The following is a 19,736-nucleotide window of genomic DNA, read 5'->3' on the forward strand; positions in this document are numbered from 1 at the left end:
GCTACATAAGTATTTCCTGTAGATCTCGTTACTGGGGGCGCCTGATATCAATTACTTTGAGTTGCAGGGATGTTTGTCCGTTCCATTCATTTTCATCGAGGGTAAACGCCATGTCAAATGGCTTTTTATCTGCTAAGATGCTGAATTTGTCTGCCATGTAAAAACCAATCCCCGACATAGCAGGACCATATCTGCTTTGTTTTACAGAGAATTTGATATGCTCATCTTTTACAATTTTTGAATAACCATTATCTGTGACGTTTCTCACCAGGAAAACGGGGCGCAGGTTTTCTGGTCCCAGGGGTTCAAATTGTTTAAGAATATTATAAAACGCCGGTGTAATATCGGATAACTGTATTTCAGAGTCGATCACAATTTCAGGGACCAGTTGATCGGGACGTATTGTATTGGCTACCACTGCTTCAAAGCGCTCCTGGAATGCTTTTACATTTTCTGTTTTCATGGTCATGCCGGCCGCATAAAAATGGCCCCCATAATTTTCCAGCAGGTCTTTGCATTGATGAATAGCTTCGTATACATTGAATCCCATTACAGAACGTGCGGATCCGGCAACTTTGTCGTCATTCGATTGAGTGAGGATAATTGTTGGCCGGTAATAATATTTGTCGATAAGCCTGGAGGCAACAATGCCTACTACTCCTTTATGCCAGTGTGCCTGGTATAGTACAGTAGATTTTTTTGTGGCAATATCTGCATCATTTTGGAGGAGCACAATGGCTTCCTGGGTGATGGTATTGTCGATTTCTTTCCGGTCGAAGTTATCGGCATGTAATACTGCGGCAATAGCAGCAGCTTTTTCTACATCCTTTTCAATAAACAGGTTTACTGCTTTTCTGGCGTCATCCATTCTGCCAGCTGCATTTACCCGGGGAGCAATAACGAATACGAGGTTGGCGATCGTTAACTTTTCCTTCAGGGCGCTAAGCGTAATCAAAGCTTTAATGCCCGGGAGCGGATCGGTATTTACTTTTACGAGACCATGAAAGGCAAGTACCCTGTTTTCACCGGTCATAGGAACAATATCTGCTGCGATGCTGGTGGCAACCAGGTCGAGGTACTGGTTGGCGTCCGAAGGAGGAAGTCCTCTTTTCTGTGCAAAAGCGGAAATCAGTTTATAGCCGATGCCGCACCCACTGAGTTCTTTATAAGGATAAGGACAATCTGTTTGTTTGGGATTCAGGATGGCTACTGCTGGAGGAAGTATGGCATCCGGCAGATGGTGGTCGCAAATAATGAAGTCGATGCCCCATTCTTTGGCGATAGTGATATGTTCAATAGATTTTATGCCGCAGTCGAGCGCAATGATCAGGCTGAAATCATTATCCCTCGCGTATTCGATGCCTTGCATAGAAATACCGTATCCTTCGCGGTACCGGTGCGGGATATAGAATTCGATATTGCCGTAGAGTTTTTGTAGAAAAGCATACACAGTCGCTACAGCGGTGGTGCCGTCTACATCGTAGTCGCCGTATATCAATATTTTTTCATGCTGAAAAAACGCCTGTTCAATTCTTGAAATGGCTTTATCCATGTCCTTCATTGTCCAGGGATCATGGAGATCTTCCAGTGTAGGGCGAAAAAATTGCCGGGCAGCTTCGAAATTGGTCACATTGCGTTGTACCAGCAACCTACATAGCAAAGGGTGTATGCGCAATGAAGACTGTAGTAACTGTTCCTGATTTGGTTGATATGCTTTTACTGTCCAGCGTTTTTGCATTATTATGTTTTAAGAAGCGAAAGCTTCGCCTGTATCTCCACTACTATCTCCCGCTGCTGTTAGCTCGCTGCTTTCAGCTTCATCTGCATATTACATTATTTTTTATTCTTTCTAAAATGTTCTGTCCGTTGTAAAGCGTACCAGAGATTCCAGTCCGTTTCTGACGGCATTTTCCGGGAACTTATTTAAAATGGCAAGGGCTTCGTCCCGGTATTCGAACATTTTTTGGCGGGTATAGTCAATTCCACCGGATGCTTTTACTAACCGGATAACTTCTTCTACGCGGTCTTTTTCTGTATTGTGATTTTTTACTATATTAATAATCTTTCTCCTGGTATCTGAAGTGGCGTGTTCCAGGGTATAGATGAGGGGGAGGGTCATTTTTTTCTCCCTTATATCGATGCCGGTAGGTTTACCAATTTTGGCGGACCCATAATCGAACAGGTCATCTTTTATCTGGAAGGCAACGCCTACTTTTTCGCCAAAAAGGCGCATTTGTTCGGTGGTATGTTCATCATTGCTGCTGCTCCATGCGCCCGCAGCGCAGGCGGAAGCCAGTAAGGAGGCTGTTTTGCGGCGGATGATTTCGAAGTAAATATCCTCTTTGATATTCAGTTTCCTTGTTTTTTCAATCTGGAGCAGTTCGCCTTCGCTCATTTCCTTTACCGCCTCTGACAGGATCTGTAAAGTCCGGAAGTCATTGTTATTCAGCGACAGCAACAGACCTTTTGACAGCAGATAGTCGCCTACCAGTACTGCAATTTTGTTTTTCCACAGGGCATTGATAGAAAATAGCCCCCGGCGTTCATTGGCGTCATCTACTACGTCATCGTGTACGAGGGTGGCGGTATGGAGTAGTTCTACCAACGCTGCTGCGCGGTAAGTGCTTTCCTGGATGTTGTCGTTAAAAAGCTTAGCGGATAATAAAACAAACATGGGCCTGATCTGCTTTCCCTTGCGTTTCACAATGTAATGCATGATCCTGTCCAGCAATGGCACATGACTTTTTACTGAATCTGCAAACTTGCTTTCGAAATCCTGTAATTCTTTCCCTATCAGGTGTTTAATCTCGTCCATGTATGAAATAAAAAGGATTGCTAAGCTAGGTTTTATAAATCACATTTTAACATTTTGGCCTTTAATTTGTATATGGAGTATAACATTCTCTTAACAAGAGATAAAGATTTCATTAACACGAGGTATGCATTCCTTTAACTTAGCTGGATTTAAGGTATATAAATACTTTCATTTACGCTTTAATATTGAAGGACTTATCAATGAAAATAATATTGCAAGAAAAATTTGTATATTCATTTATGATATTTACCTTTGCTAGGTAAAAAACGGGTTATTAGTAAATTTTTAACAGTTTTTAATAAAAAAAACAATTATGGCAAGCAAAAAGTACTTATTACTGGCAGGCGCTGTGGGTTTACTATCAGCATCTACTAGTTTTGCACAGGTTCAACCAACCGGCTACGATGCTTTGGATAGCACCAAAGTGTCTAGCAAGCGTATGGTACAACAAAATAACTTCACGAACCACCAATCGAATTTCCCGGCTAAACCGAGAGATATGTGGGAACTGGGTTTAAGCGGTGGTTTACACCTGATTGATGGAACAGTTAACCCTAGACCAGGTTTTGGTGGTGGTATCTCCCTGAGAAAAGCACTGGGTCATACATTCTCCCTGAGAGCTGAGTACATCGGTTCTATCGATAAAGGTCAGAACTACAATCGCATTTACGAAAATCCGGGTGTTGCTAGTCCTTGGGCTAAAACCTTTGCAAAGAACGGATTCTACGTTCCTAACTACAAATCTCAGAACCACCAGCTGTCTCTGGATATGATTGCCTCTTTGAGCAATATCCTGTTCTACAGAGCAGAACCTAAAATTAACTGGTATGTACTGGCAGGTTACTCCCTGGTAGTTGCTGACGTTGACGTTGACGCATTGGATGCAAACGGTAACGGTTATGACTATTCTTCCATCAACTTTGGTCAGAAACGTCATGACATCGTGAAAGACCTGAAGTCTTTACAAGATGGTAAATACGAGCAAAATGCTCCTTCTCAGGGTAACAGAATCGCTATTGGCCGTCACAACGACAACCAATTACTGCGTCACGCACTGGACGTAGGTACTGGTATCGCATTCAAAATCAGCAAACGTTTCAACCTGGGTGTTGAAGAAAAACTGACGCTGCCATTTGACGCTTACCTGGATGGTTATCCTGGACCAGGCGGTGCTACCAAAGATTTCTATTCTTACACCAGCTTACGTCTGAACTTCAACCTGGGTAACTCTTCTAAACGCGTACAGCCATTATGGTGGATCAACCCACTGGAATACGCTTACAGCGAGCTGAGCAACCCACGTCACATGAAGATCCCAGCTCCGGTTCTGCCTGATGCTGATGGTGACGGTGTAACTGACCAGTTCGATCGCGAACCTAACACTCCAGCAGGTGCACCAGTTGATTCTCACGGTGTTGCTAAAGATACTGATGGTGATGGCGTTCCTGATTACAAAGACAAACAGCTGATCACTCCAACTTACTGCCAGCCAGTTGACGCTGATGGTGTTGGTAAATGCCCAGATCCAGAATGCTGCAAAAACAAGCCAACTGCTAGTTGCTCTTCCCTGGTATTGCCTAGCTGTTCATTCAAAGGTGCTGCTACCAAAGTTGGTAAAGATCAGGAAGCTATCCTGGCTTCTGTTGCCTCTACGCTGAAAGCTAATCCTTCTTGCAACGTGCTGGTTACTGGCCACGCAGGTGCTAAAGGTAAAAAAGGTGGTGTTGACCTGAGCAGCCGTCGTGTTGATTCAGTTATCGACTACCTGGCTGACAAACAAGGAATCGACCGCGGTCGTTTCATCAAACAAAACACTCCTGGTGAGTCTGGCACTGTTGACTTAGCTCCTGCTAACTAATCAGTATCACTCATTAAGATGATAACTAGGAAAACCTCTCCCGTTCAATCGGGGGAGGTTTTCTCTTTGTAGCGGATACTTCCACTATAATTATTTATTGTTGGAGTATCAATATTTACCCCTAATTTTGAAGGCTTTTTTAACCAACTTTTTATTACGTGGGAATAAATATTAACAGGGTCTCCCTGGCTGGTCTGGTAGTAGCACTCGGCATTATCTATGGCGACATCGGAACATCTCCACTTTATGTGTTCAAAGCCATTGTAGGAGGAAACCCCATCAGCGATCTGCTGGTAGTTGGAGGTATATCCTGTATTATATGGACACTTACCCTGCAAACCACTGTTAAATACGTTATATTGACCCTTCGTGCAGATAATAAAGGAGAAGGAGGCATCTTCTCCCTCTATGCCCTTGTCAGACGTCACGCCAAATGGGCGGTTACCTTCGGCATGATAGGAGGCGCTGCCTTACTGGCAGATGGCATCATCACACCTCCCATTACTGTTACCTCCGCCATTGAAGGTTTAAGAACCCTGGAAGTCTTCAAGGATCTTGGCCAAATGACCATCGTAAAGATTGTATTGACCATTATTACCGGGCTTTTTGTAATGCAGCAGTTCGGTACGGTATCTATAGGCCGCATGTTTGGTCCCATCATGGTACTCTGGTTTTCTATGCTCGGTATCCTAGGTATTTCACATATTGCCGATGACCTCAGCATCTTTAAAGCCTTTAGCCCCCATTATGCTATTGAGCTCTTAACTACTTATCCCAAAGGATTCCTGATCTTAGGCGCAGTATTCCTTTGTACTACGGGAGCAGAAGCCCTGTATTCGGATCTTGGTCACTGCGGTAGAGGCAACATCCGGGTATCCTGGATTTTCGTAAAATCCTGTCTTATTTTAAACTACCTCGGACAAGGTGCCTGGCTACTTACCCAAAAAGGACAGATTCTTCCAAAAGATCAAAATCCGTTCTTTACTATCATGCCGGAATGGTTCATCATTTTTGGCGTTTTGATCGCTACCATGGCCTCCGTTATTGCCAGTCAGGCACTCATTTCAGGTTCCTTTACGCTTATTTCTGAAGCCATGCGGTTAAACCTGTGGCCTAAAATGCGGGTAAACTATCCCACTGAAATGAGAGGCCAGCTATATATTCCAGGTATCAATTCCATGCTGTTTGTAGGCTGCTCCGCCATTGTGCTCTTTTTCCAGGAATCAGGTAACATGGAAGCTGCCTACGGTTTGTCTATCACTATTTGTATGTTGATGACTTCCTGCCTGTTTGCATTTTATCTATATACCAAACGGGTATGGGTAGGCTGGATCCTGTTATACCTGGTCGTCTATTTTACGATAGAATTTTCTTTCCTCTTCGCCAACGTAGTAAAGTTCATGCATGGCGGTTATGTTACCGTGATAATAGCCGGCGCGCTCTTCCTGGTCATGATTGTATGGTTCAAGTCACGTAAGATCAAGAACCGTTATGTGGAGTTTGTCCGCCTGGAAGATTACCTGCCTATTATCCAGGAACTCAGTAACGATACTTCTATCCCCAAATATGCTACCCACCTGGTTTATATGAGTAGCGCGGATAATCCTAAGGAGATAGAACATAAGATCATTTATTCTATTCTCAACAAAAAGCCTAAGCGGGCGGATATTTACTGGTTTGTGCATGTAGATGTGGTGGATGAACCTTATCTCAGTGAATATTCTGTTCAAACTATTATTCCCAATGAAGTAATACGTGTGGAGTTTCGCCTTGGATTTAAAGTGGAACAACGTATAAACCTCATGTTCAGAATGGTGGTGGAAGACATGGTACGCAACAAGGAAGTGAACATCACCAGCCGTTACGAATCGTTAAGTAAGAATAATGTGGTGGGCGATTTCCAGTTTATAGTAATGGAAAAATTCCTGTCACACGACAACGACCTGCCGCTTTACGAGCGGATGGTGATGAAGATGTATTTCTTCCTGAAAAAGATCAGCTTGTCGGAAGAAAGAGGCTTTGGACTGGATTCCAGCTATGTAACCATTGAGAAATATCCATTGGTGGTAGCTCCTGTTACTAATTTGCAGTTGAAGCGTATTGTACATTAATAGATAGTCATTTTCTTGAGATGGGGTTTTCAGATACACACTGAAAACCCCATTTTTTATGCGATGAATGGCTGCTTTCCGTCTATACTATAAATATGAAAAATCCCTTTTTTTTATAGATATTGGATGTTTTCCGGGATACGGACATTCAGTATTGAGTCCTGACATCCCATATCCGCGAATCTCTAAATTTTAGTATGGTGAACAAATTTTTTGGCATGCTGGCCTTGCTGGCATTGCAACAAAACGTATGGGCGCAAACTTCTCCCTCCAGCGACTACAGGGAACTGCCCGATCCCAAACCCGTTAACCAGGCCTCCTGGACAGCTGTTAATGGCTCCCGGTTGCACGTAGCATTTGGTACTGCTGATACCCGTTATGATAAAAGAAATGCGCCAGATGATAAAGTATTGTCCCCTTCCTGGGCCGTTAAAGCCTGGAAAGGAGAGCGGGTACATACCCAATTAGTTATCTGGACTACCGCTGCACAGCCATCGGTGAGTATACAAACATCGCCGCTACAGAATGGTAAAGGACAGAAGATCGCTGCGGATGCTATCTCCACAGGATTTGTACGCTATGTTATGACAGATGAACTGAATAAAGATGGCACAGGTTGCGGCTACAGGAAAACGGTAGATTTTGACTCCTCCCTGGCAGCAGATGGCATCGATATCATTAATAAAAGAGCGATTGCCGCCAATAATACACAACCGGTATGGTTAAGCATCCAGGTGCCGGCCAATACGCCTGCAGGCGTTTATAAAGGCAGTATCAGCGTAAAAGCAGGGGCTACTGCCGTGAGCCTGCCTTATGAAGTAACGGTAACAGACCGCACATTACCAGCGCCGAAAGACTGGAAATTTCACCTGGATCTGTGGCAAAGTCCGAATGCCGTGGCTCGTGTATATGGTGTGAAACCCTGGAGTGATGCGCATTTCAACGCGATGAGACCCTACATGAAGATGTTGGCCGACGCCGGACAGAAAGTAATTACTACTGCCATTATATATGATCCATGGAATGGACAAACAGAAGACATCTATGGTACCATGGTTAAATGGATGAAGAAGAAAAATGGTAGCTGGGTGTACGATTATACCGTGTTTGACAAATGGGTACAGTTCATGATGGACCTGGGCATCCGCAAGGAAATCAACTGTTATAGCATGATTCCGTGGAACCTGAAGTTTTATTACTATGATGAAGCTGCAGGCAAAGATACCTTCATTGTAGCGAAGCCCGGTACCCCCGAGTATACAGCCCACTGGCAGCCGATGTTGAATGATTTTGTGAAACACCTGAAAGCGAAGGGCTGGTTTAACATTACCGCCATTGCAATGGATGAAAGAACCATGGAAGACATGAAACAGGCGCTGGCTATTATCAGGAAAGCAGATAAGGATTTCAAGGTATCGCTGGCAGGTAGCTATCATGCGCCTATTGCGCAGGAGATTTACGATTACTGTGTAGCCTCCAAGGAAGTATTCCCGGCAGAGGTAATGAAAGAGCGTATACAAAAAGGATTACCTACTACCTTTTACACTTATTGTGCAGAAGGTTATCCTAATACATTTACGTTTTCGCCTCCGGCAGAATCGGCCTTTATGGGCTGGTATGCTGCGCATAAGGGATATAGCGGTTATTTGCGCTGGGCTTATAACAGCTGGGTGAAAGCGCCGTTGTTAGATTCCCGTTTCCGTTCCTGGGCAGCCGGAGATACTTATTTCGTATATCCGGGACCGAGATCTTCTATCCGTTTTGAAAGAATGGTAGAAGGGATACAGGATTTTGAGAAAATCAGGTTATTGAAGGAGGAGTTTACAAAAAGTAATAACATGGCCGCTTTGAATAAACTGAACCAGTTGCTGGAACCTTGTGATGTGCAGGCGCTGAAAGCCACACCAGCCGCTACTATCCTGCAGGCAGCCAAACAAGGATTGAATGAATTATAATTGGGCATTAATAAGGCGTTATCATAAAAAAATCCTCCGGGGAACCGGAGGATTTTTTTTAACACAACTAAAAAACAATCAAATGTGTTCATCAATCGGGCTTTTTCCCATCTAAAAAGGTATTGATAGTATTGATTTCCGGGTGATTATTTTGTGCCGGATCTCCACTCACAGTATAATTGGAGTAGAAATGTTCGGCAGATCCTGCACCATTGTCCAGGTTTACGTTTCTACGCAGGTAGGCAGGTACGTTTTCTAATTCCGCATTATTGTCCATGTTTTTCACATTGAAGCTGATGCTGCGTAATTTGGCTACTCTTTCTGCCTGTTTACGTTTTTGTTCTTCCAGGTCTTCATATGCTTGCTGCATAGGCACTTCCGGAGGTGTTGGCGGTACGTTTACGGCGTCTTCTTCCTCTTTAAATACCATCTTCATTTCAGGAGCGGGTGCACTACCTGGTTCCACGTAAATGTGTGAAGGTCTGTTCAGGTATCCGCCGGCAGCGTTGCCAGTTTGTGGCTGGATAACATTCACGCCTGGCTGCTGTGTATGTGCGGGTGGCACCTGTTGAACGGGCTGCATCTGTTGCTGTATTTGTTGTTGCTGCATCTGCTGCATTTGCTGTAGCTGTTGTTGCTGCGCTGCCTGTTGCATTTGTTGTTGTATCTGCGGGTCAGGTTGCTGTGGGGTAGAAGGTACTTGTTGTACATTCAGCACATAGTTCTGACGGGCAGGAGCGATGGGCGCCTGTTGCTGTGGTTGAGGCGGCGTATAAGGAATGACAGGTTCCGGATGTGTAATCACCGGTTCCATCAGTCGTGGCGCCATCAGGTCTTGTGGTTCCTGGAAGAGCAGGCCTTGCGACTGCTGTTGCAGATTCATTTTCTTTTCATCGCCATCTTTACCCAGCTGCATCACTATTTTAGGTTCTACGCGTTCCTGGGTGGAGGGTGCTATTTTTTGCTGGGTGATAGGTTTTTGTTCAAAACCGGTAGCAATGATGGTTACGCCCAATTGTCTGTCGAGTGACTGGTCGTATCCCACACCGAGGATCACATCGCAATCTTCACCAGCCTGGCTTTGTACGTAGGCCTGGATAACATCCATTTCATCCAGTGTATGTTCGAATTCACCTTCGGAAGAAGAGATGTTGATGAGGATCCATTTAGCACCGCGTATATCGTTATCGTTCAGCAACGGAGATGTCAGTGCATCTTCGATGGCTCTCTGTGCACGGTTTTCGCCTTCTGCCAGGGCTGCGCCGAGGATGGCTACACCACCGTTGCGCATAACGGTACAAACGTCGGCAAAGTCCACGTTGATCTGACCGGTAGAATTGATCACATCGGTAATACATTTGGCGGCGGTTGCCAGTACGTTATCTGCTTTTTCGAAGGCAGCTTTGAATTTCAGGTCACCGAATTTCTGACGTAATTTATCGTTGGAGATAATCAGCAGGGTGTCTACGTATTCTTTCAGACGTTGTACGCCTTCATCTGCCTGCAACATTCTTTTCTTTCCTTCGTAGGAGAAAGGAGTTGTAACGATACCAACGGTCAGGATACCCAGTTCCTTACATATACGTGCGATGATAGGGGCGCCACCAGTACCGGTGCCACCGCCCATACCGGCAGTAATGAAGGCCATTTTGGTATTTACCTCCAGTATTTTTTTGATTTCCTCAAAGGATTCTTCTGTCGCCTGTTTTCCGATTTCAGGATTTGCACCGGCACCAAGTCCCTGCGTGAGGTGAGGTCCCAACTGAATTTTATTGGGAACGGGACTGTTAGCAATAGCTTGTGCATCGGTATTGCAAATAATGAAATTTACCCCTTCAATGCGCTGGCTATACATATGATTCACCGCGTTGCTTCCACCACCACCTATGCCGATGACTTTGATGATAGAAGATTTTTCTTTAGGAAGATCAAAATGTATCATGACTCTATACTTTTATGGGTTAGTACGATTAATTAATAATGAACTATTAAGAATTAAGTGCGTGTATGCTATTATGTTACTATGGTTCATTTGTCCTGTCATTATTAATTATCGTTCTTAATTCTTATTATATTAAACGTTTGCTGGTTACAACAATTGCGCCATATAGCGATTAAAGTTTAGCATCTTCTTCTTCTGTAAACATGTCAATGATTTTTGTTTTCATTTTGTCTAAGAAGTTTTTCAGGGATGCGTTTCTTTCTTTTGCTTTACGGTCTTGTATTTCCTGGCTGCTGGGGGCCGTTTCTTCTATCCAGTCTTCAGGCTGTGCTACGGATTGGGCAGCCTGTTCTTTTGCCAGATAGCTGGTATTAATCTTTACATAGTTTTCTTCCAGCGCTTTACGATCATTTTCGAAATCATTATATCCTTTTAAAATCAAGCCTACGCAGGTAGCGTACATAGGTTTAGTTAGTTCATCTATGTGGCCGCTTGCCAGGTGCTCGTTGGGGAAACCTATGCGGGCGCTTGCGCCGGTGGTATATTCAGTTAACTGTATCAGGTGTTTTAGCTGGGATCCGCCACCAGTGAGGATAATACCGCCATTCAGCATTTTATTATCCATACCGATTTGTTTGAGATGGTATACTACGAAATCGAGTATTTCACTCATACGGGCCTGGATGATATGGGCCAGGTTCTTTACTGAAATTTCTTTGGGGCTTTGACCTCTTAATCCGGGAATGGTGATATAGGCATTGCTTTTGGCTTCATCTGCCAGTGCATAACCAAATTGCACTTTCATCTGCTCTGCCTGTGTTTTTAATACGCCCAATCCGTTTTTGATGTCATTGGTAATGTTTTCTCCACCGTAGGGAATTACTGCAGTATGTTTGAGAATACCTTCGTAAAACACGGCCAGATCGGTAGTACCACCACCAATGTCAACAATGGCTACACCCGCTTCAAAGTCCATATCGCACATAACGGCGGCAGCGGAGGCCAGTGGCTGAAGTACCAGGTCACGGATTTTGAGACCGGATTTTTCCACGCTGCGGTTAATGTTACGAATGGCGTTTTTATCGCCGGTGATGATATGGAAGTTAGCGCCCACCTTTACCCCCGACATACCAATGGGGTAAGTGATGTTTTGCAGGCTGTCCACAATATATTGCTGCGGGATCACGTCGATGATCTGATCACTCGCGGGAATAACTGTTTTATACTGATCATTAATCAGTTGATCAATATCTTTCTGGGATATTTCCGCATCAGTGTCATTGCGTACAATATCCCCGCGGGTTTGCAAACTTTTTATATGATGACCAGCTATGCCAACGTATACCTCGTTAATTTCCAGGTTGGGGTTGGATGCATAACAATTTTCGAGTGCTTGCCTGATAGCTTTGATCGTTTGGTCGATGTTCAGCACCATACCGTGCTGTACACCAAATGATGTAGCTTTTCCGAATCCCAGGATTTCCAGTTTCCCGTATTCATTCTTCCGTCCTGCAATGGCAGCAATCTTCGTAGTACCTATGTCGAGTCCTACAATGATGGGAGCTTCCTGATTCATGGCGTTTTTTGTTTTTTTGATGTGTTAACAGATTTATTCCCTGGCTTATACACTGCTTTGGGTTGTTGTTTTGCGGGCGCAGGGGCTGCTTTTGCTTTCTTCACTACTTTCTCATGCTGCGTTTTCGCCTTTTCTTTTCCTTTTGCCGGATGTGCCGGTTTAGCAGCCGGTTTTACGGCCTCCGGTTTGGGGGATGCTGCTACCGGATGCGCTACGGCTCCGCTATCAGCATCTTCTACATCTGCAATAGGTGGTTCATCTACGGCCGGCAGTTTTATACTGTCGGTTTTGATCACCGGTTGTAACGGAACTACGCCATCCTTACGGGTACACACTACTTCATTCTCAAATGCGATGTTAATGCGCGTATAGTTATTCCATCCTACTTTATTCAATCCTTCTTTGTAAAAAGCCAATAATTTGACAAATTTCTTTTCTATATCAGTACCGTCTCCGAATACAATCACCTGGTCGCCCAGTTTAGGTATGAATTCAAACCTACGATCAGATGTGATCATGAGCTGCTCTATCTGTGCCATCCAAAACGGATCATTACCAATATAATTGCCCATATCCACAATTTGTGTGGTGAGCAGGCTATCCGCTTTCTGCAGCTTTTCTGCATCTGTGGGAAAGCCGGTGAATACGGGTACCCTGGCGGCATAACGACCGGATACCGGTATATGTTCCCCTGCTGCATCGAGGTAAAAGCTGTTACCGGAAAAGGTGAATATCCTTGCTACCGGTTCGCGTTGCGTTACTTTAATATTCAGTTGTTGCCTGTTATCGAAGTAAATCTCCGCGTTTTTTACCCAGGGATCCTGGTCTATCAGGGCTTCCAGTTGTGCGATATTGATATCGCCAATCTTTTTGCCTACCGGGTTCAGGTTTTTATCTTTTACAATCAGTGATTTGATGTCTTTGGGTTCGATGAAGAAGTTGTCATCTTTCCCTTCAAACTTCACCTGTATGCCTTTACATTTACCAGCATCTTTGTCTTGTATAGCAGCTACCAGCAATACTACAAAGCCTGTCAACGCCAGCCCCCAGAGGAGGAGTGTGCCCAGTCGTTTTAATATGGTGGTAGTTTTAGACAAATGTTTACTGTTTTATGTTGTACTGTTTTTTAGTATCCGGGCAATTGGTTCTTTTAACTGATCTATATCTCCGGCGCCGGCAGTGATCAATAGCGGGGATGGGTGTTTTTCCACATATTCCACTACCGACTCTTTCGGCAATATTTTTACGGGCACTGTTATTTTCGATGCAATCATTTCACTGGTAACTCCCTCGATAGGAAGTTCACGCGCCGGGTAGATGGGGAGTAGTATTACTTCATCTGCCAGGGAAAGACTTTCAGCGAAACCATCTGCCAGGTCACGGGTACGGGTAAATAAATGCGGTTGAAAAATAACGGTGCATTTTTTACCCGGGAATAATGCTTTGGCGCTGGCAATCAGTGCCCGCAGCTCTTCCGGATGGTGCGCATAGTCATCGATATATACCTGCTGCGCTGTTTTTACCACATACTCAAACCTGCGTTTGATGCCTTTGAAGCTGGCCATAGCGGCCCTGATTTTACCGGCATCTATGCCCAGCAGATGCGCCACTGTAATGGCTGCTACTGCGTTTTCCACATTATGCATGCCACCAATGTGCAGCGAAATATTGTCAATCATCCAATCGCCCTGCATCACATCAAACTCATATCCGCCATTGTGCATGCGGATATTGGCGGCGTAAGCATTGGCTACATCGTTTTGTAAACTGTACAATAACTTGTTGGTAGCGTTGAGCTCATTATTCCGATGCAGGCCGAACTTAGCAATCAGCGTGCCATTGGGCTTAATATTGTGTGTATACTGAATAAATGCATCTTCCATGGCTTCCGGTGTGCCGTAAATATCCAGGTGATCTGCATCCATGGCAGTCAGTATGGCGATGTCCGGACTTAATTTCAGGAAAGAGCGATCATATTCATCTGCTTCAATAACGGCTACCTGCTTGTTGCTGCTCCAGAAATTTTTATCATAGTTAACGCTGATACCACCGAGGAATGCGTTGCATCCGTATCCGCTGTCGGTAAGCAGGTGAGCAATCATGGTAGAAACGGTGGTTTTACCATGGGTACCTGCTACGGTAATGGCAAACAGGGAACGGGTAATTTCCTGTAATACATCGCTGCGCTTTACTACTTCATAGCCCTGCTCACGGAACCACTGCAGTTCAGTATGTGCAGCCGGAATAGCCGGCGTATATACTACCAGGTTAGCCTGTTTATCCACCAGGTTGATATCGTCTGTATAATGGATTTGCATACCCTCTGCTTCCAGTTGCCTGGTAAGCGCCGTAGCAGTACGGTCATAACCGCTTACGTGCACGCCTTTTTCATTAAAAAAGCGGGCAATGGCGCTCATGCCAATACCACCGATACCGATGAAATAAACCCTTTGTATGTTGTTCAAATCCATATATGCTGCTAAATCTCTCTAAATAATTTCCAATACTTGTTTCGCAATCACCATATCTGCATTGGGATTTCCCAGTTTGCCGATATTATTTTCCAGTTGCTCCATCAATGCTTTGTTTTGCAGTAAACTGAATAATACGCTTTCCAGTTGACCGGTAACATCGCTGTCCTTAATGATTAAACCGGCATGTTTATTAACCAGGTTCATGGCATTGGACGTTTGATGGTCTTCCGCTGCAAAGGGATAGGGCACAAAGATCACGGGTTTCTTTACTACACATAATTCTGCGATGGCCAGTGCGCCTGCTCTTGATAGTACTACGTCTGCTGCTTTATAGGCAAAGTCCATTACGTTGATGAAATCATATACTTTGATATGTGATTCATACGGAGCTGCCGCTGCTTTGGCAGTTTCATAATAGGGCTTCCCTGTTTGCCAGATGAGCTGTATATCTTTATCCGCAATGGTTTTCAGCAAGGGTTGTAATCCTTCATTAATGGATTTGGCACCTAAGCTACCACCCACTGCAAAGATGGTTTGTTTCAAAGGACTCAGGCCGAAATGCTGCACGGCATCTTCCCTGGTTACGGCCGACTGGGAGATGTTGTTTCTTACCGGGTTGCCGGTGAGGACCAGTTTATCGGCCGGGAAAAACTTATCCATACCGTCATATGCCACACAAATTTTCCTGGCTTTTTTGCCCAGTATTTTATTGGTTTTTCCGGCAAAGGAATTTTGTTCCTGGATCAGGGTCGGAATACCATCTTTCTGTGCCCTGTTGAGCATGGGGAAGCTGGCGTATCCACCCACACCTACCACTACGTCGGGCTGAAAGTTGCGGAGGATGGCTTTTGCACGGCGCAGGCTTTTCCATATTTTAAAAGGCAGTAGTATGTTTTTGAAGATATTACTGCGATTAAATCCCGCGATTTCCAGTCCTTCGATAGGATAACCTGCCTGCGGCACTTTTTCCATTTCCATTTTTCCGGCAGCACCTACAAATAAGATGTTGGTATCCGGCTGAATTTTTTTCAACGCATTCGCGATCGCTATCGCCGGGAAGATATGTCCCCCGGTACCGCCGCCTGCTATGATCACTTTGCGTTGCATGTGTTATTACTTACGATTGATGTTGTTATAAATACGTATTAAGCTACCGCAGCGTTTTCTGCATTTGCCATTACTTTTTCCAAACGTTCTTTTTCTGCCTGTTTTCCCTCCATTTCTTCCACATTCCTGGATACACTGAGGATAATACCGATGGCCATACTGGTAAATAAAACTGAGGATCCACCCATACTTACCAGTGGAAGGGTAACCCCTGTAACCGGGAACAGGTGCACGTTTACCGCCATATTGGTCAACGCCTGTATCACCAGTGTTACACTGAGCCCTACTGCCAGGAATGCACCAAAGGCATACGGGCATCTTTTATAGATCCTGATACTTCTCAACAGCAGTATCATGTAAGCCGCCAGGATCAGGAAGGCGCCAGCCATGCCATATTCTTCAATGATCGTTGCATAGATATAGTCAGAATAGGCATGCGGTAAAAAGTTACGCTGGGTACTATTACCGGGACCTTTACCTAAAATGCCTCCACCTGCAATGGCAATGTTGGCCTGTTGTACCTGGTAAGGAGCTTCCGTATGATCGCCATGTAAGAAGTTATCGATACGTTTTTCCCATGTTTTAGTACGCATTTCCACGCCCGTTACCTTCGCTATTCCAAAAAGCAATACGATGCCTACTGCTCCTGCTGCCACCATGGAAGCGAGGAATCTTACCGGTACCCGGCCGATGAAGCAGAGCAACATACAGCTGGCGCCGAGTAAAAGCGCCGTACTCATATTGGCCGGCATAATCAGCGCACAGATGATAGCTACCGGTGTAATAATGGGCAAAAAACCTTTCTTAAAATCGTTGATCAGGTTCTGACGCCTGGATAACTGCCTGCTTACATACATGAAGATGGCGAGTTTTGCCACGTCCGATGTCTGGAACGTCAGGTTAATGATCGGTAAACTGATCCACCTGCTGGCATCGTTGAGATGCCGTCCGAAGGCCAATGTATAGATCAGCAGGGGAATAGAGATCAGGAAGCCTATCTGTGCCACCCGGGAGTAAACGGTATAATTTACCCGGTGTGCAAAATAGATGATAGCTAATCCCATGACCAATACGATCAGTTGCTTTAGGAGATAATACTCGGTATGGCCGCCTCTTTCGCGGTAGGCCAGTGACCCGGTAGCGCTATATACGGCCAGCAGGCTCACCAGCGATAGAAAAATTACTATCGTCCAGATTACCTTATCGCCTTTTGTTCTATAGAGCGCTCCTGCCATTTTCCACTTTTATGTTTTATAATCCTTTTACTTCTTCTTTGAATTTCCGGCCCCTGTCTTCGTAATTCTTAAACAGGTCGAAGCTGGCGCAGGCAGGAGACAGTAATACGATATCTCCTTTAGCAGCCTGGTTAAATGCTTCCTGGACGGCATCGTGCATGCTGGTGGTATTGATCATCACCGGTGTATCGTTGGATAACGCCGCAAAGATGGGGGTATTGTCTACACCCATACAGATGATGGCTTTCACTTTTTCTTTCACGAGGTCACGGATGGCATCGTAATCGTTGCCTTTATCCACACCGCCCATAATGAGTACGATGGGTTTGTCAAAGCTTTCCAGTGCAAACCACACGGAGTTAACATTGGTTGCTTTGCTATCGTTAATAAAATCTACTCCTCTCACGGTGGCTACATATTCCATGCGATGTTCGAGGCTTTCAAATGACGTGAGGCTCTCACGGATTTTTTCGTTCCTTATATCCATGGTTCTGCCTGCAATTGCTGCTGCCATTGAATTATATAGATTATGTTTTCCCTTTAATGACAGGTCATACATAGACATGATAACCGGATCTCCGTTGACATCAACGTGCAACTGGTCGTTGGCAATAAAGCCGCCTTCTTTCAGTGGTTTCATGATGGTAAAAGGTATTGATGCTGAATAAATGGGTTGCTGCGCTAAATGTCGCATGATCTCAGGATCGTCCATGCAGTAGATGAAGTAGTCTTCCGCTGTTTGGTTCATGGCTATTCTGAATTTGGAGGCTACGTAATTTTCCATTTTGTAGTTGTAGCGATCCAGGTGATCCGGCGTAATGTTCAACAGGATGGCCACATTGGGTTTGAAGTCCTTAATGTCATCCAGCTGGAAGCTGCTGATTTCAATCACATAATACTCCGCGGGTGCGGTTGCCACCTGCCTGGCATAGCTGATACCAATATTACCTACCATGGCCACATCCAGTCCTGCGTTTTTAAAGATGTGGTAGGTGAGGGCAGTAGTGGTGCTCTTGCCGTTGCTACCGGTGATGGCAATAATCTTTTTACCTGTCGAGAAACGGTAGGCCAGCTCTATTTCGGAGATAACAGGTATGCCTTTTTCGCGTACCTTTTTCATCAGTTCCGATTTTTCAGGGATACCGGGACTTTTCACGATTTCGTTTGCGTCCAGGATGATATCCCAGGAATGATGTCCTTCTTCAAAAGAGATCTGGTTTACCGCCAGTTCCTGTTTATAGTTATCTTTTATAGTGCCGCCGTCAGAAACAAACACTTCATACCCTTGCTGTTTTCCCAGCAAGGCTGCACCTATTCCGCTTTCACCGGCTCCTAATATGACGAGTTTGTACTTCATTTCGTTTATACTGCGTTGTTAGTCGTTTATAAATTATCTCATTTTCAATGTTGCGATCGCTACTACCACACACATAATGGTGACGATCCAGAAGCGAACAGAAATTTTACTTTCATGATACCCTATTTTCTGGTAGTGGTGGTGGAGAGGTGACATCTTCAGGATGCGTCTGCCTTCACCATACTTTTTCTTGGTGTATTTGAAATAGGATACCTGCAGCATTACCGACAGGGATTCTACCAGGAATACGCCGCAGAAGATGGGTACCAGTAATTCCTTTCTCACAATAATAGCCAGGGAGGCAATGATACCACCCAATGCGAGGCTACCGGTATCTCCCATAAACACCTGTGCGGGGTAAGCATTGTACCAGAGAAATCCTACACATCCGCCCACAAAGGCTGCAATGAATATGGACAGTTCTCCCAGGTTAGGGATATACATGATATTCAGGTATTCGGCAAACTGTATGTTACCGGATACATAGGCGAAGATGCCCAGGCACACACCAATAATACCTGAAACACCCGTTGCCAGCCCATCGAGTCCATCTGTCAGATTAGCACCATTGGAAACGGCGGTGATAATGATGATCACGCTCAGGATATAGATGACGAACGTATATTTTTCGCCTCCCGGAATCCAGGAGATTAATTTAGCGTAATTGAATTCATGATTTTTTACAAAAGGAATGGTGGTAATAGGTGTTTTAACATCCACAAACCGTTGTCCTTCGCGGGTTACACGCTCCGGGTGATTCGTAATCTGTCTTTCATATGGAGCCAGTTTACGGGCGCCTACTACTTCGCGCGATACCACCACATCATTATTGAAATACAGGGTACAGCCTACAATCAGTCCCAGGCCTATTTGTCCCATGATCTTAAACTTACCGGCAAGTCCCTCTTTATTCTTTTTAAATACTTTGATATAATCATCCAGGAAGCCAATCAGTCCCAGCCAAACGGTAGAGAGCAGGATGAGCCAGATATATACGTTGGCTATTTGTGCAAATAATAAAGTAGGTATTACGATGGCGGAGAGGATGATCAACCCACCCATGGTAGGTGTTCCTTTTTTCGTGTTTTCGCCCTGTAGGCCGAGTTCACGGATCGTTTCGCCAATTTGTTTTCTCTGTAAAAACTTAATAATCCTTTTACCAAACAGCAAAGAAATCACGAGCGACAGCAGTAATGCCATCGTTACACGGAAGGTGATATACTGGAACATACCACCACCGATGATGCTGATCTTAAATTCTGTTTTCAGGTAATTTAAAAAATAATATAACATATGTTTTAGTCGT

At 44.7% G+C, this 19,736-nt stretch carries 13 protein-coding genes; 3 read left to right on the forward strand and 10 right to left on the reverse strand.

Annotation, left to right across the window (positions count from 1 at the left end; genetic code table 11):
• Positions 1–28: 28 nt before the first annotated feature.
• A complete protein-coding gene (gene recJ / locus HGH91_RS29865) occupies positions 29–1,738 on the reverse strand; it encodes a single-stranded-DNA-specific exonuclease RecJ (protein WP_168742903.1) in 1,710 nt (569 codons plus the stop codon).
• A gap of 111 nt (positions 1,739–1,849) precedes the next feature.
• Positions 1,850–2,815 (reverse strand): polyprenyl synthetase family protein, encoded by a 966-nt coding sequence (locus HGH91_RS29870; RefSeq protein ID WP_211092474.1) that lies wholly within the window; start codon positions 2,813–2,815, stop codon positions 1,850–1,852.
• A gap of 313 nt (positions 2,816–3,128) precedes the next feature.
• Here HGH91_RS29870 and HGH91_RS29875 point away from each other — a divergent pair, with 313 nt between their 5' ends.
• The 3 genes from HGH91_RS29875 (at position 3,129) to HGH91_RS29885 (ending at position 8,739) form a co-directional block, all read left to right on the forward strand.
• Complete coding sequence (locus HGH91_RS29875) at positions 3,129–4,673, forward strand: OmpA family protein (protein WP_168742904.1); 1,545 nt, start codon at positions 3,129–3,131, stop codon at positions 4,671–4,673.
• Positions 4,674–4,831: 158 nt separating this feature from the next.
• Entirely contained in the window at positions 4,832–6,784 is a 1,953-nt protein-coding gene (locus HGH91_RS29880; RefSeq protein WP_168742905.1) for a KUP/HAK/KT family potassium transporter, read from the forward strand.
• Between the two features lie 197 nt (positions 6,785–6,981).
• Entirely contained in the window at positions 6,982–8,739 is a 1,758-nt protein-coding gene (locus HGH91_RS29885; RefSeq protein WP_211092475.1) for a DUF4091 domain-containing protein, read from the forward strand.
• Between the two features lie 91 nt (positions 8,740–8,830).
• Here HGH91_RS29885 and ftsZ read toward each other — a convergent pair whose 3' ends face one another.
• The 8 genes from ftsZ to mraY all read right to left on the reverse strand — a co-directional run bounded on the left by ftsZ (position 8,831) and on the right by mraY (position 19,723).
• A complete protein-coding gene (gene ftsZ, locus HGH91_RS29890) occupies positions 8,831–10,681 on the reverse strand; it encodes a cell division protein FtsZ (protein WP_168742906.1) in 1,851 nt (616 codons plus the stop codon).
• Positions 10,682–10,853: 172 nt separating this feature from the next.
• Positions 10,854–12,257: a cell division protein FtsA gene (ftsA, locus tag HGH91_RS29895; protein ID WP_168742907.1), complete on the reverse strand. Its 1,404-nt coding sequence runs from the start codon at positions 12,255–12,257 to the stop codon at positions 10,854–10,856.
• A complete protein-coding gene (locus tag HGH91_RS29900) occupies positions 12,254–13,354 on the reverse strand; it encodes a cell division protein FtsQ/DivIB (protein ID WP_168742908.1) in 1,101 nt (366 codons plus the stop codon). The genes ftsA and HGH91_RS29900 overlap by 4 nt, the downstream gene beginning before the upstream one ends.
• A gap of 12 nt (positions 13,355–13,366) precedes the next feature.
• The gene (gene murC / locus HGH91_RS29905) at positions 13,367–14,728 is read right to left on the reverse strand and encodes a UDP-N-acetylmuramate--L-alanine ligase (protein WP_168742909.1); all 1,362 of its coding nucleotides are present in this window, start codon (positions 14,726–14,728) and stop codon (positions 13,367–13,369) included.
• A gap of 18 nt (positions 14,729–14,746) precedes the next feature.
• Positions 14,747–15,838 (reverse strand): undecaprenyldiphospho-muramoylpentapeptide beta-N-acetylglucosaminyltransferase, encoded by a 1,092-nt coding sequence (gene murG / locus HGH91_RS29910; protein WP_168742910.1) that lies wholly within the window; start codon positions 15,836–15,838, stop codon positions 14,747–14,749.
• Between the two features lie 38 nt (positions 15,839–15,876).
• Positions 15,877–17,073, reverse strand: a complete 1,197-nt coding sequence (locus tag HGH91_RS29915; RefSeq protein WP_145664598.1) for an FtsW/RodA/SpoVE family cell cycle protein — start codon at positions 17,071–17,073, stop codon at positions 15,877–15,879.
• Positions 17,074–17,089: 16 nt separating this feature from the next.
• A complete protein-coding gene (murD, locus tag HGH91_RS29920; RefSeq protein ID WP_168742911.1) occupies positions 17,090–18,430 on the reverse strand; it encodes a UDP-N-acetylmuramoyl-L-alanine--D-glutamate ligase in 1,341 nt (446 codons plus the stop codon).
• A 33-nt stretch (positions 18,431–18,463) separates the two neighbouring features.
• The gene (gene mraY / locus HGH91_RS29925) at positions 18,464–19,723 is read right to left on the reverse strand and encodes a phospho-N-acetylmuramoyl-pentapeptide-transferase (RefSeq protein WP_168742912.1); all 1,260 of its coding nucleotides are present in this window, start codon (positions 19,721–19,723) and stop codon (positions 18,464–18,466) included.
• Positions 19,724–19,736: the final 13 nt, after the last annotated feature.

Source organism: Chitinophaga eiseniae (assembly GCF_012641265.1).
GTDB classification, from domain to species: domain Bacteria; phylum Bacteroidota; class Bacteroidia; order Chitinophagales; family Chitinophagaceae; genus Chitinophaga; species Chitinophaga eiseniae_A.